Here is a 13,138-nt window from a genome sequence, read left to right as displayed (position 1 = left end):
AAATCTTGCAGATCATACAACAAACTGGGCTTCGTAAGCTCCAAGTTTTTATTCACCGAAAAAGATGAATCTGATCTATTTGAACAAAAGAAACTATATACAAAAAGCAGGCCTCCGTTAAAGGATGGCCTGCTTTTGTATATGCTGTGACCACAGGCTCCACGGATGAGTCTGCGGGGGCAGAGAGATCAGTTCAATTTCCTCTTTGGTCACGGGATGCGGAAAGCCGACGACTGCAGACCACAGAGCAATCTGCTGGCCCGGCTTATTGACAGCGGCTCCGTATTTCTGGTCACCATACAGGGGGCACCGGATGCCGCTTAGCTGTACGCGGATCTGGTGGGAACGTCCGGTAAGCAGGTCAATCTTCAGCAGACTGTAACCTTCGGCGCTGCCGATCACCGTATAATCCAGAATGGCCTCCTTGCCGCCGGGTGTGCCTTTGCGGACAATCGTGACCGTGTTGGTCTTGGCATCCTTCAGCAGCGTGTGGACCAGACGGCCCTGCGCGGCAGGAGGTTTTCCATGAACCACAGTCAAATATACTTTGTGGAAGCTATGGGAACGGACGCTCTCGGACAGCCGGGAAGCGGCTTTCGAGGTCTTGGCAAAAATCATCGCCCCGCCAACCGGCCGGTCTAGCCGATGGACCAGACCCATGTAGACATTGCCCGGTTTATGAAAGCGTTCCTTCACATCTTCCTTCAGCAGGCTGAGCAGATCGGGATCTCCTGTAGCGTCCTCCTGCACAGGAATATTAACGGGCTTCACTATGCCGAGCAAATGGTTGTCTTCGTACAGGATTTCGAACCGGGAGCTTCCGCTGCCGGAATCCCCGGATGCACCGGGTATTATTCCTGGCATGGCTTACGCCTCCCAGCGGCCTAAAATTCCGCAGGGCAGATTCATCCCGGAGGCGGTAATCGGCAGGCCGATTTCACCGGAGGTGAGCTTGCCGCCATAACGCTTGCCCATCGTCATCGAGAGCATGTTGCGGAGAACCGTTGGCGAAATGCCGGTGGTGTAGGAGTTGATGAGCATGAACAGCGGCCGGTCGCTCATTATTTCCAGGCAGCTCTCCAGGAACGGATACAGGCTCGCCTCCAGTTTCCACATTTCGCCGCCGGGTCCTCTGCCGTAGGAAGGCGGGTCCATGATGATTGCGTCATACTTGCTGCCGCGGCGCTGCTCACGCTGTACGAATTTGAAGACATCGTCGGTAATAAAGCGGACCGGACGTTCAGCCAGTCCGGAGAGCTGCACATTTTCCTTCGCCCATTGAACCATGCCTTTGGCGGCATCCACATGCACGACGGAAGCTCCTGCGCTGGCTGCTGCGACAGTAGCGCCGCCCGTGTAAGCAAAAAGATTAAGCACGGAAACCGGACGGCCCGCTTCAGCGATCTTGTCCATCATCCAGCGCCAGTTGGCCGCCTGCTCGGGGAATAGGCCGGTATGCTTGAAGTTGGTCGGGCGCAGATGGAATTTCAGCTTGCCATAGCTGATTTTCCAGTTGTCCGGAATGGTTTTCTTCATTTCCCATTGCCCGCCTCCGGCGGAGCTGCGGTGGTAGTGTCCATGCACATCGCGCCATTTTGCCGTCTCATGGGCCAGCGGCCAGATGATTTGCGGGTCAGGCCGGCGGAGAATAATGTCTCCCCAGCGCTCCAGCTTTTCTCCGCCTCCGGTATCGATGACCTCGTAGTCCTTCCAATCACTTGCTATATACATCTCTTATCCATCCTTCAAAAAGTCATTTAGCCTTTATTGTACAACATTTTTCCTTGCGGCTACAAACAAAATGGTTGCAAAGCTGCGACTATTCACATTTTGCCCCATTGCCCCGGAGTGTATAATATTTCCACCCTAAACATGGAAGCCAATAGAATTAGACAGCAATAAAAAGAAGCCGGAAAAGAGTCCGAAGCCGTTGTAATTCTGGCGCTTCCGGCGGTGATTGTGTATGATCGGATTAGATTCGGAATGGAGGCGGAAGGTGATGTATGACCTCTCGGAGCTGTATTATCCGATTACGGCCAACCCGGCGGGGGCCAGTGAGATTCTGCCTTGCCGGGCCTTGCGGCCCTATATCCGCTGCTTCTGGGGCAGTGCGGCGCTGCAGCAGGCAGGTGCATTCGAACCCGGGACGCCCCTTGTTGGGCAAGTCTCCCTGACTCAGGAGCCGGAAGTGATTATACCAGATACATGTATGGATATTATATGGGAATGGGATGCGGCTGCAGGTGAAGCCGGAGGGGTATTTTGCGGAATCAATGATGCCCCGTTTGAAACGGGACAAGCTGGTCAGCCCACCGGCAAGCTGTATTTTGCCATCCGGTTTCATTTCTGGGCGGTGCATTTGTTCGCGGACGAGCATCTCAGGGATGTGCTTAATGTACATGTTCCGGTGGAGCACTATTTTGGCTCATTCCGCGAAGAATTGGGCCACAGGCTTCAAGCTTCCCGTACATTTACAGATTGCATCGCTGCGGCAGAAAATTACCTGCTGAAGCGTCTGGACCGGAGGACCCGGGGCGGCCCTGACAGCATGATGAATGCCGTCTACAGTATTCTTAGGCACAGAGGCGTGGTTAACGCCAGAGAGCTTGAGAACAGCGCAGGGGTGAGCAGCAGGCAGCTGGAGAGGCTTTTTCGTGAATATATCGGCCTTACGCCCAAAAAGACTGCGGATCTGGTCCGGTTTCAAAATGTATGGCTGGACTTGTATCTGTCGCCCCCGCCCCGCAAGGCAATGCTGGATATGGTTTACGATTACCGTTACACCCACCAGTCGCATATGATCAACAGCTTCAAGAAATTTGCCGGAAAAACGCCGCTGGAGGCTTTGGCCTATGCGCGGAGGTAGATGTCGTTTTTTTGCAATACAATAACTCCAAAAGCAAGTACACTATGTTCAGCGGGCCAATGTGCAGCTAAGAAAATAATCTTGAAGGAGTGCGAACAGATGATTTCTTCTTTTGAAGGCATTAACCTGTATACTAAGGATACGGCCGCTTTGGCAAAATTTTATGCGGAGCTGCTCGGGGTTCCAGTTCCGTTTGAGGGGTTTGGCAATTATGACGGGGCCAAGATCGGTTTTGACAAGGGACAGCCGGGACTGATTATCTGGAATGAGAACAAATGGGGCAAGCACACTACGGGTGTTGTGAATCTGGTATTCTCCTGCAGCAGCCTGGATGAAACCTATGAGCAGCTTAAGGCGAGAGGGCTGGACTGCCAGCCGCCGGCCACCATGGAGTATGGGGGCAAGGAAATGAATTTCCGTGACCCGGACGGCAATGGAATTACTTTGCTGGAAGGCGCATATTGTTGAACCCATAACTACGCCATCAGAGATCATACTGAAGCGGTAAATGCGGGCTCTATCCGGTTGGTGAACCGGGGGACCGTGTTTACTGCTTTTTTGTATTGACAATGAGAATCATTATCAAATAGAATGGGGTTAGCAATACATGGGATTGATTTGAGCTTGAATTTCTGTTTGAATTCCACCTCACATTTCGGAGTTCCGGCTTGAATTTTCGGACAAATTAAATGTTAACTTTGGGAGGAACCTATACATGGCTAAGGTGCTTGTGGCATATGCCAGCTTGACTGGCAACACGGAAGAAATCGCTGAACTGATTGTGGAAGGCATTCGCCAGGCAGGCGGTGAGGCTGTGCTGAAATCGGTCACGGACTGCAATGCGGATGAGATCAAAGCCTATGAGGGTGTGCTGCTGGGCGCATATACCTGGGGGGATGGCGAGCTGCCGGATGAATTCCTGGATTTCTACGAAGAGATGGATGAGCTGGATTTGACAGCTTGCAAGGCAGCAGCCTTCGGCAGTGGAGATACCGGCTATGAAATATATTGCGGTGCCGTGAATCAGATCGAAGAGAAGCTGCGGGAGCGCGGGGCGGAGATTGTCCAGGAAAGTCTGAAGATTGAATACGGACCCAATGCTGCGGAAAAAGAAGCTTGCCGCAGCTTCGGCCGCCAATTCATCGAAACCTGCGCGGCGGTATCCTGAGAATGGGCGGCGCGGCGGGAAGCAGGACAGCAGGAAGAAGCGAAGCACCGGCCGTCCAATTCAGCCGGCTGAATGATTTCCGCATGGAGCATATTATGCTGGGCGGAGCGGAGGCTTCCGGCAGCGGGACGGCGGCCACCGGGCTTCCGCGCTGGAGGCAGCAGGTGCAGTATGCGGTAGGGCATACGCTGAATGATTTCTATAGTCTCCAGCCGGAGGTGCGGAGGGAGACGCCAATCCAGTTCCTGCTGGAGCGCCGCTGGCCTCCCAAAGGGGATGCTTTTCCTTCGCTCATGCACTATTGGGAGGTCAAGACGGCGGTCACCGATGAGCTGATGCGAAGAGCCAGTGTCAATCACCTGCAGGACATTCCGGTGCTGCTCTATGAGCAGTGGCATGTGCCGGTGCCGGAGCTGGGCATTGAGCTGGCGATGATTTTTCAGCTGGCCTGGAATTCTGCAGTCCCGGGCCGCTGCCTCAGCATCCAGAAACTTATGGTGAGCGGAAATGATGAAGTGATCACCGGATTCCTGCACATGGCGAATGTGTTTTGTCATCAGGCGTACGGAATGCCGGCCGATAAGGTGGAGGTTTATTCTCTGCTGGACGGCCGCCAGCATATTTTTGACGGAGCAGGGATTCCGCTCCCGGAATCCCTTGATTACGTGCGGCTGTTGTCCGTGTTCATGAAGCAGGAGGAGTCGGCCGCACGGATGCTGAAATACGGAGAACGCAGGAGTGAGCACGATGAGCTGGTTCAGCGGGGGTACGGTCTGATGTAAGTGGTGGCTCTGCTGTGCTGCTGCTTGAGCTTGTTTAGCGGAGGGATGCGAAATGTAAGTGGTAGCTTCTTCGGCGCAGCTTGAGCTTGCCAGTGGACTGCCGAGGCGCTATGGTTAGAGCAGGGGGTGTTCACAGCCATGCCGGAACCAATCAAAACATATAATACCGCTGTGGAAGCTACGCTTGAGGTGATTGGCGGCAAGTGGAAGCCGGTGATCTTGTTCTTTCTTACCTTCGGCAAGAAGCGCAACGGAGAATTTATAAGCCTGATGCCTGTCATTACCCAGAAGGTGCTTACACAGCAGCTCAGGGAGCTGGAAGAGGATGGGGTTATCAAACGGACCGTATACAATGAGGTTCCGCCCAGGGTCGAGTATGAGCTGACCGATTACGGCTGGAGCCTGAAGGAAATCCTGCATCTGATGTGCAGATGGGGCGATGCCCATATTGAGCGGGTCTATGGGGATCAAGCCGCCGTGCTGGCCCAGCCGCAAACGAAAGCATAATGAAGCCTGGCCCTGTAGAAGGGTCAGGCTTTCCCCGTGGTTCAGGAAATGATGATTTCCTTTTCTTGTGGATAAGATATGTATAAAGTTGGGGATAAACACCTTTGGACGAATTTGTAACGAACAGTGGCAGAATAGTCGAAGGCCAGTTTGCCCATAAATAATAACAGAAATACCGTTGTTAGAGCGTCGATGGCCAGTTTGCCCATAAATAACGGCAGAAATACCATTGTTAGGCCGCCGAAGGCCGGTTTGCCTGGAAATAACGGCAGAAATGCCGTTGTTAGAGCGTCGAAGGGCTGGTTTGCCCGGAAACAACGGCAGAAATACCGTTGTTAGAGCGTCGAAGGCCAGTTTGCCCTTATCTTGGGAACTATAAAGTTGGGAGACCAGTCGGTCTATATATTATGAACTTAAAAAATTCAAAAAAGGGTAGAAGTGCGGAGGGAAAGTTTGGATACTTACAGAGCGAATGCGTCCGCCTGAAGTTTTCCGTAGGAAAGCTCGCTATCTTCAGCATAAACAGTCACCGGATTTCAACCGCTAAAGGCGGTGCAAATCAAGAAATTCTTACGACAACAGCGGCTGGAGTCCAAACATTCCCCGCAGTTACGACCATACCCTACAATGTAAAACTAAAGTTCAACTTAGATAGATATCCTAATTCCAAGTAGCGTTTTCTCACCGGCTTCTTCGCAAATGCTAGTTGGAAAAAGGGAACTTATTTCTCCCCAAAATCAACCATTGTGAGATTTAAGTGGAAAAAGGAAACTTAATTGGGCCATATTCCCTCGTCAGGAGCGAAATGAGCTGAATTAGAGTACCTTTTTCCACTTAATGTGTGGAGAACAGGGTGCTGGGGCAAATTAGATAACCGTTTTCCACTTGGAATTGCCGAAGGATACATAAAGGGTTCTTCAGGCAACGCTAAACTGAAATCCAAAACGGCTACCTTATCCAGTCAAGGACGGTGTAGCTGTTTTGTTCAAAGATAAGATTTATATGTTTTGGGGTAAGCGAAGCTTACCCTTAGTTCTAAAGGAACTCTGACTTTGTAAGCTCCAGTTTTTTGTTGCCCCGTTAGGGAGATGTTGTTACAGACGGAAATTCGCAATATGCGTGGGCTGGTGTTCTGCTCCAAGCCAGACATCAATAAATAGGACTGCTGATGCTGGTTACGGGATCACTTTCCGGCTGCGGAGGTCCGTAAATATGTTCATAAACATCGCTTCGGTATCGATGAACTCATGGAATCCGAACCGCCGCGCCTTGCTCCCGTCCGCAAAAAAGTCATAATCCCAGGAAAATACAAAATCTCCGAACCCCCATGAGGACACATCCCGGTAGCTGTTCGGCTCCAGGCTGTATTTCTCCACCATCCCGTTCCACAGTGCTTCCTTGTCCTCCATAACTACTGACAGGGACATAGGCAGCGGAGGGGCCGTCTCCAGCCCGAAAAATGCGGCAAGCTTCGGCCAGAGCTCGTCCCAGCGGAACAGATCGCCATTCGTAATGTTAAATGCCTGATTGGCGCAGCGGCTGTCGGTTGCTGCCCAGACGGTTGCCTGTGCCAGCAGGCCTGCATCCGTCATTTCCAGCAGGCTATGGTAAGCACCGGGCTTCCCGGGGAACCGGAGCGGAAGTCCGAGCTCCTTCGATATAGAGGCATAAACGGCAATGACCATGGCCAGATTCATCGGGTTGCCGAGTGCAAAGCCGCAGACCACAGACGGCCGCATCGCCGACCAGGTCCAGGTTTTGCCTATCTGGCGCTGCTCCAGGAAGTTCTGCTGATCGATATTGAACTCCGGCGGCATGTGATTGGCATCCGTTTCCCGGGCAGGGGTCTTGAAGGGACCCAGATGGGCACCATACACTTTATAGCCCTGCATCAGGCTGATATGCTGCAGATTGCGGGCAACGGGCTCAACAGCTTCTACGGCGTTCACAAGCATGGCCAGATTCGGAGGCACCAGCTCCGCCCAGGTGGGGCGTTCCTGATAAGCGGCATAGAAGATATGCGTCACCTCCGGCAGAGTCCCCAGCTTCAGCCGGGTTTCTTCAGCGTCGAGCAAATCGGCGGCGATATAGCGGACACGGCTTGTGTTCACTCCGCCCCGGCGGGAAACTCCGATAATGTCCCATTCAGGAAGCGTTGCCAGGTGCCCGATCAGATTGCGGCCGATCACACCGTTCGCTCCAATAACCAGTGCAGTTTTGCGCTGTACAGCATCATTAGGATTCATAAGCAGGTTCTCTCCTTCAACTTGGGTATGCCATCATTATGTCTGCCGGGCCAGAGCGTGAATAGTACGCACTTTGGGGTTATATAGGCACCTGAAAGTAACAATACATAGAGTAAGCTTGAACTAGAGTACCTTGAACTAGAGTGGCCTTAATATAGAGTGAACTTAAGAACCTAACCCGAAGTCTAAGAAACTACTACAATGTCCATATTAAAAAGCACCCTTCCCTAAGGCGTGGTCGCCAAAAGAAAGAGTGCTGTACAGATTGTAATATTCCTCAGCCGGTATAGCGGTAGTAATCCTGCTTGTTCAAAATAACAAAGCCGCAGCTTTCATACAGCCTCAGCGCATTCGGATTGTCAAGTGCTACCTCCAGGTTGACGCCATTGTAATTGCGCTGCTCCCGTTCAATGGTCTGCAAAAGCGCGCTCCGGCCGATGCCCAGGCCGCGCAGTTTCTTATCTACCGTAAACCCGTAGATCCAGGTTTCGTTGTCTTCCGTCCACAGCCGCATCTTGCCGGCGGGCTGGCCGTTCATTTCGATGATGATCTGTTCCTGCTGATTCTCATTCATCTGCTGAGTGTACATTTCTGCGGCATCTTCTTTGGACATGTCAAATCCTGAGCAGTCCAGCTCAACAAGAAGATCCGCTTCATCCTGGCGCGCAGGCCGCAGAACTACGGCACCTGCGGCTGAACTGGCTTCCGGCGAACCTTGCGGGACAGCAGACCCGTCCCATTTCATCTGATACTCCGCATGGTTGAAAACCACCGGCAGAGTCTTCAGAAAACCTGCCGCCGAGGCCGAGCTGGCCGGGGCATTCAGCAGCAGTGTCCTGATCTGGTTGCGCTTAATGATGCTCTGCGCCTGCTCCCAGAGCGAGGTGAAAATCCCTCTGCGCCGGAACCCCGGCCGGACCATGCCACAGACTTCCATTTCACCGGCAATCCCATACAGTCCTATAAAACCAGCCAGGACATCTTCCTCATAGGTTACCAGCCATTCCGCTCCGCCGGCTTCGGGTGACAAGCGCAGCATGTCCCAATTCAGCTTCAGGCTGATGCCTTCGTATTGCTCGCAGCGCTGCTGCAGTTCCTCTATATCCTTTAACATTTCAGCTGTATTCAAACGCATAGCCTCCTAAAAATTACTATGGCCCAATGGACCCTGCTCAGCTCCTGCTGAGCACATCCCCGTATTCCTCATGCTTCTTGAACTGATGGGCAGCATAAGGGCACTGGGGTACGATCTTAACCTGCTCTGCCCGGGCTTTATCCACAACCGCCCGCACGAGCTTCTCACCGGCACCTTGGCCGCGCAGATCTTCTGAGACAAAGGTATGGTCAATAACCCAATTTCCCGTTGTTTCATCCGTTCTGTATGTTATCTCGGCAAGGTCCTTACCGTCACCAGCTATATAAAATCTTCCTTCTCCCTGTTCAATCGATTCCATATTCTTCACTCCAATCGGATATAGTGACTATATTTTACTACCCTGATCTGGAAAAAGCGAGATGGCAGGCAGCGGCTGATGGTGAATCTGGCCGTACCTGTATAACCCGATGAGCAGCGTGATTTATATAAACTTGCGTATGCTCCGTAAAATACCATAAGATTAAGACACTAACGCTGTGATGAATAGAAGTTGCTTCAGGGGGAATGGCAGTGGAATACGAGGTAGAGGTTCAGTTTGAGCCGGTATACGAATTAGTGAGCAGCATACATACGTTTATATGCAAAAAATCCAATAAGAAGATGGACCTGGGCACCTCCTGGTCTGCTGAAGTCGCGGGCAAGCTTAGCCCGGAGCTGTTGTCCGCTCTGGAGGAGACGGAGCTCGGGAATGACTGGAAGCTGCTGAATCTGCTGATCTATCAGTGTCCTGTGAAGGACAGCGTAGACACTGCCCTGGAATGGCTGGAGCGCTTGCCGGTAGGGGAGATGTATGAGACGCTTTCGGAATACATCAGCGTGTTCCCGGTGCAGATGGATCAATTCCGCAGCCGCATGCACTTTCTGCTGTCCGAGTGGAACCGGCAGTATTTCAGGGGCACCAGCCCTGAGATCATCGGCAAACTGCGGCAGCATACGGAAGAACAGAGACTGGAAGCGGATAACAGGGCTGTATCCGATTTTGTAAACAGGACAACGAACGGATTCTATTTCCTGCCGGGAGACGGACTGCGCAAGCTGGTGCTGATACCGCAGTTTCATTTTCAGCCTGCCAATATTATTTACAGCTTCGGTCCGCTGACGATTTGCCATTATGCGGCGAGAATCTCTGTAGCGGATGAAGAAATTTCGCCTTCGATGTACAGGACTCTGCGCAGCCTGGGGGAGAAAAGCCGTCTGAAGATCCTTCAATCGCTTGGCGGCGGGCGCAAAACCTTTACCGAAATCGCCAGGCAGGCCGGAATCTCCAAGGGTATTGTCCATGACCATATTTTCAGCCTCCGCTGTGCGGGCCTGCTTCATGCCTACATCGAAGGGGAGAACGTCATCGCCTACAGTCTGCGTCTGGAAGGAATCCGCCGGATGAATGAGCAGCTGTTCGAATATTTGCAATAACATCCGGCCTTCCGGCATCACAACAAGTCAAAGTATTCTCTGCTGAAGAGAAAGCTTTGGCTTTTTATGTTGCGGATTTTCCCGGTGAATTCTGTTCAAGGAGAAATTAAATAAAGTTCTCTCTTTACAGAACCACAAACTTTTCCTATAATGTGAACTATCGGTCTTAAACATACTTAGTGGGTAGGAATTATAAGTTTTATTCATTTTGGAGAGAAGAGAGATGATTTCATGAGAAAAAGTACGCTTGTATTGTCCACACTGCTGATTGCCGGTTCCCTGCTGCTGACAGCCTGCTCGGACAACAGCAGCAATTCTGCAACCGGCAACGCTCCGGCGTCTGCAACTTCTGATCCGGGTACAACCGGAACTGAAGCGTCGGCCTCTCCGGCACCTGTGCCTGCGGGTGCGCTGAGCGAGCCTTTTACAGCAGCGGATTTATCCAAGCTACCGGCTGTCGCCCAGAACCGCAATGATACGATTATTGTCGGCCTGACCGATCCCAGCGGCGCCTTTACGCCTTATTTTCAAGAGAGCGGCTATGACGGCAACGTATCTTCCCTGCTGTATGCCTCCCTCGTAACTGTGGATGACAAAGGTGTTCCTACACCCGAGCTGGCCGAGAGCTGGGATGTATCGGATGATCAGCTTACATACACCTTCCACTTGCGGAAAGACCTGAAGTTCAGCGACGGCTCGCCGCTTACAGCGGATGATGTAGCTTTTACCTGGACCATTCAATATGACAAAGCCTATGACGGCGGCTCTTCTGTGCCTTCCATGAACGTAAAAGGCGGCAAAGCCTATAAAGAAGGCACGGCCAAAACAATTGAAGGGATCAAAGTCATCGACCCGCAGACGATCTCGGTAACATTGGAGAAACCAAATGCTACGGCACTGGTGACCCTCGGCTCCAATGTGCTCTCCAAAGCTTATTACGGTAAGGACTACACATTCGGCCACCTGGAATATATCAAAAAGCTGCACGAGCATCCGCTCGGCGACGGCCCCTACAAGCTGGAGAAATTCCTGCCCGGGCAGGAAGTGCGCTTTACAGCCAACGAAAATTATTTCAAAGGCAAACCCAAAACAGAACATTTCATCTATAAAACCTCTGAAGGCGATGTGTGGCAGTTCCTGGAGACGGGGGAGGTCGATTACGCTTCCTTCAGCGCCACGGATGAAAATATTGAGAAGCTGAAAGCACTCGGATTTGTGAACATCCTTCCTTATACACCCAGCACCTACGGCTACATGCAGGTCAATCTGAAGCATGAGCAGCTGAAGGATAAAGAGGTCAGACAGGCGATTATGTACGGGCTGGACCGGCAGAGCATTTATGTAGATGCTGCGCAGGGAGCGGGCTCCATTGCCAATATTCCGGCGTCACCGATCTCCTGGGCCTATACCGAGGAGGGCATCAATCCTTACAAATATGATCCGGAAAAAGCCAAGCAGCTGCTGGATCAAGCCGGCTGGACTGTTGGCGCAAACGGAATACGCGAAAAAGCCGGCAAACCGCTGACGATCCATTATCTCGGCTCCAAAAGCAAAAACACCGATATTTTCATCGCTGTAGCCAAGGAGAACTTTGAAGCCCTGGGTATAGAATTCCAGCCGGAGGTTTTTGCCGACTTTAACTCCCTGGTGTCCAAGGTTGAAGGCGGAGACTACGATCTGGTATCCTTCTCCACCAGTATGCTGACTGATCCGGCGGACGGGTTCATGCAGTTTTTTGACGGAGAGATCACTGATTATGACAATCCGAAATTCCTGGAACTGTACAACAAAGCTTTGGCTACTACAGATATTGAGCAGCGCAAGGCCGTCTATAAGGAGCTGTACCAGCTATTCAATGATGAACTGCCGATCCTGTTCACCAGCTACAAAAAAACAGTCTATGCCTACAATGGGCGCATACAGAATCTGACGGTCAGCCCGTTCATCGGACTTGCCGGAAGCCTGCCGGAGTGGACGTTGAAATAACTACACAGTCGTCCCCTGCCTGGATGTAACGGGCAGGGGACGACTCATAAGGAGCGGGTCATGAGTACCTATCTGACAAAAAGACTGCTGTACATGCTCATCATTCTGTTTGCGGCTTCACTGCTCATCTTCATCCTGTATGCATCGACGCCCGGCGATTTCATTACGGGCAATATTAAGCTGACTGCGGAGCGCAAAGCCGAGCTGCGGGAAATTTACGGCTTGAACAAGCCGGTGCTGGAACGCTACGGCACCTGGATGAACAATGCATTCCATGGGGATTTCGGGTATTCGCTTGCCCAGCAGAAGCCGGTGCTTCAGTTGTTCAACGATTATATCTGGAATTCTTTTTTGCTGGCCGCCGTGTCCACCTTTCTAACCTGGGTGATTGCGGTTATTGTCGGCGTAATCTCTGCCTATAAGCAATATTCCTGGTTTGACACGCTGGTGATGGTGGCTATTTTTGCCGCAATGTCGCTGCCGTCCTTTTTTATCGGTTTGTTCCTGATCAAGATACTGGCGGTAGATCTGAAGTGGCTCCCGCCGGGCGGGATGATTACCACGGGCAGCCATGCCACGGGGCTGGCCTATCTCAAGGAAGTGGTGCGGCATATGGCGCTTCCCGTTGTGGTGATGACTCTGCTTGGCCTGGGTTCATTAACCCGTTATTTCCGCAGCAATATGATTGACGTGCTGAAGCAGGACTATATCCGCACTGCACGGGCCAAAGGGCTTAAGGAGCGGAAGGTGCTGTTCCGCCATGCGCTGCGCAATGCCCTGCTGCCGGCCATTACGCTGGTCGGCTTCGAGCTTCCGGCACTGTTCGGCGGCTCGCTGATTATCGAGCAGATTTTCAACTGGCCGGGGATCGGCCAGCTGTATATGAAATCCTTCGGGCTCCGGGACTACCCGCTGCTCATGGGCTTTACGATGTTTATTGCCATTCTGACCGTCATCGGAACGCTGCTCTCGGATATTCTGTACCGGGTGGCCGATCCGCGCGTCCGGTTATAG

Annotated in this window: 13 protein-coding genes; 8 read left to right on the top strand and 5 right to left on the bottom strand. The window is 52.2% G+C overall.

All coding sequences use genetic code 11. The features are described 5' to 3' along the window. Positions 1-117 precede the first annotated feature (117 nt). Both PRIO_RS21615 and PRIO_RS21610 read right to left on the bottom strand, forming a co-directional pair. Complete coding sequence (locus tag PRIO_RS21615; RefSeq protein WP_046504644.1) at positions 118-864, bottom strand: RluA family pseudouridine synthase; 747 nt, start codon at positions 862-864, stop codon at positions 118-120. Positions 865-867: 3 nt separating this feature from the next. Further along, positions 868-1,731, bottom strand: coding sequence for a class I SAM-dependent methyltransferase (locus PRIO_RS21610; RefSeq protein WP_020429135.1), 864 nt, complete (start codon positions 1,729-1,731; stop codon positions 868-870). Between the two features lie 232 nt (positions 1,732-1,963). Between PRIO_RS21610 and PRIO_RS21605 the strand changes: the two genes are divergently transcribed. The 5 genes from PRIO_RS21605 to PRIO_RS21585 all read left to right on the top strand — a co-directional run bounded on the left by PRIO_RS21605 (position 1,964) and on the right by PRIO_RS21585 (position 5,323). Next, positions 1,964-2,866 (top strand): helix-turn-helix domain-containing protein, encoded by a 903-nt coding sequence (locus PRIO_RS21605; protein WP_081487215.1) that lies wholly within the window; start codon positions 1,964-1,966, stop codon positions 2,864-2,866. Between the two features lie 99 nt (positions 2,867-2,965). Next, a complete protein-coding gene (locus PRIO_RS21600) occupies positions 2,966-3,334 on the top strand; it encodes a VOC family protein (RefSeq protein ID WP_046504640.1) in 369 nt (122 codons plus the stop codon). A 247-nt stretch (positions 3,335-3,581) separates the two neighbouring features. After that, on the top strand, positions 3,582-4,034 hold the full coding sequence (locus tag PRIO_RS21595; RefSeq protein ID WP_020429138.1) for a flavodoxin: 453 nt from the start codon (positions 3,582-3,584) through the stop codon (positions 4,032-4,034). Then, positions 3,983-4,816 (top strand): hypothetical protein, encoded by an 834-nt coding sequence (locus PRIO_RS21590; protein WP_141639116.1) that lies wholly within the window; start codon positions 3,983-3,985, stop codon positions 4,814-4,816. The genes PRIO_RS21595 and PRIO_RS21590 overlap by 52 nt, the downstream gene beginning before the upstream one ends. A 138-nt stretch (positions 4,817-4,954) precedes the next feature. Further along, a complete protein-coding gene (locus tag PRIO_RS21585; protein WP_020429140.1) occupies positions 4,955-5,323 on the top strand; it encodes a winged helix-turn-helix transcriptional regulator in 369 nt (122 codons plus the stop codon). A gap of 1,175 nt (positions 5,324-6,498) precedes the next feature. Here the strand turns inward: PRIO_RS21585 and PRIO_RS21575 are convergent. The 3 genes from PRIO_RS21575 to PRIO_RS21565 all read right to left on the bottom strand — a co-directional run bounded on the left by PRIO_RS21575 (position 6,499) and on the right by PRIO_RS21565 (position 9,023). Continuing rightward, entirely contained in the window at positions 6,499-7,569 is a 1,071-nt protein-coding gene (locus PRIO_RS21575) for an SDR family oxidoreductase (RefSeq protein ID WP_020427729.1), read from the bottom strand. Positions 7,570-7,846: 277 nt separating this feature from the next. Continuing rightward, positions 7,847-8,698, bottom strand: a complete 852-nt coding sequence (locus tag PRIO_RS21570) for a GNAT family N-acetyltransferase (protein WP_020427730.1) — start codon at positions 8,696-8,698, stop codon at positions 7,847-7,849. Between the two features lie 43 nt (positions 8,699-8,741). Next, positions 8,742-9,023 (bottom strand): GNAT family N-acetyltransferase, encoded by a 282-nt coding sequence (locus tag PRIO_RS21565; protein WP_020427731.1) that lies wholly within the window; start codon positions 9,021-9,023, stop codon positions 8,742-8,744. A 212-nt stretch (positions 9,024-9,235) separates the two neighbouring features. Here PRIO_RS21565 and PRIO_RS21560 point away from each other — a divergent pair, with 212 nt between their 5' ends. The 3 genes from PRIO_RS21560 (at position 9,236) to PRIO_RS21550 (ending at position 13,138) form a co-directional block, all read left to right on the top strand. Continuing rightward, the gene (locus PRIO_RS21560) at positions 9,236-10,138 is read left to right on the top strand and encodes an ArsR/SmtB family transcription factor (RefSeq protein ID WP_020427732.1); all 903 of its coding nucleotides are present in this window, start codon (positions 9,236-9,238) and stop codon (positions 10,136-10,138) included. Positions 10,139-10,369: 231 nt separating this feature from the next. Then, positions 10,370-12,124 (top strand): ABC transporter substrate-binding protein, encoded by a 1,755-nt coding sequence (locus PRIO_RS21555; protein WP_046504632.1) that lies wholly within the window; start codon positions 10,370-10,372, stop codon positions 12,122-12,124. Positions 12,125-12,184: 60 nt separating this feature from the next. After that, complete coding sequence (locus tag PRIO_RS21550; RefSeq protein WP_046504629.1) at positions 12,185-13,138, top strand: ABC transporter permease; 954 nt, start codon at positions 12,185-12,187, stop codon at positions 13,136-13,138.

Source organism: Paenibacillus riograndensis SBR5, from assembly GCF_000981585.1.
In the GTDB taxonomy this organism is placed as follows: Bacteria; Bacillota; Bacilli; order Paenibacillales; family Paenibacillaceae; genus Paenibacillus_AQ; species Paenibacillus_AQ riograndensis.
This window is presented reverse-complemented; position numbering and strand designations above follow the sequence as displayed.

Excerpts from the sequence above, each read along its gene's own strand:
- PRIO_RS21615 (WP_046504644.1), bottom strand. The coding sequence starts at position 864 with ATGCCAGGAATAATACCCGGTGCATCCGGGGATTCCGGCAGCGGAAGC.
- PRIO_RS21610 (WP_020429135.1), bottom strand. The coding sequence starts at position 1,731 with ATGTATATAGCAAGTGATTGGAAGGACTACGAGGTCATCGATACCGGA.
- PRIO_RS21605 (WP_081487215.1), top strand. The coding sequence starts at position 1,964 with ATGATCGGATTAGATTCGGAATGGAGGCGGAAGGTGATGTATGACCTC.
- PRIO_RS21600 (WP_046504640.1), top strand. The coding sequence starts at position 2,966 with ATGATTTCTTCTTTTGAAGGCATTAACCTGTATACTAAGGATACGGCC.
- PRIO_RS21595 (WP_020429138.1), top strand. The coding sequence starts at position 3,582 with ATGGCTAAGGTGCTTGTGGCATATGCCAGCTTGACTGGCAACACGGAA.
- PRIO_RS21585 (WP_020429140.1), top strand. The coding sequence starts at position 4,955 with ATGCCGGAACCAATCAAAACATATAATACCGCTGTGGAAGCTACGCTT.
- PRIO_RS21575 (WP_020427729.1), bottom strand. The coding sequence starts at position 7,569 with ATGAATCCTAATGATGCTGTACAGCGCAAAACTGCACTGGTTATTGGA.
- PRIO_RS21565 (WP_020427731.1), bottom strand. The coding sequence starts at position 9,023 with ATGGAATCGATTGAACAGGGAGAAGGAAGATTTTATATAGCTGGTGAC.
- PRIO_RS21555 (WP_046504632.1), top strand. The coding sequence starts at position 10,370 with ATGAGAAAAAGTACGCTTGTATTGTCCACACTGCTGATTGCCGGTTCC.
- PRIO_RS21550 (WP_046504629.1), top strand. The coding sequence starts at position 12,185 with ATGAGTACCTATCTGACAAAAAGACTGCTGTACATGCTCATCATTCTG.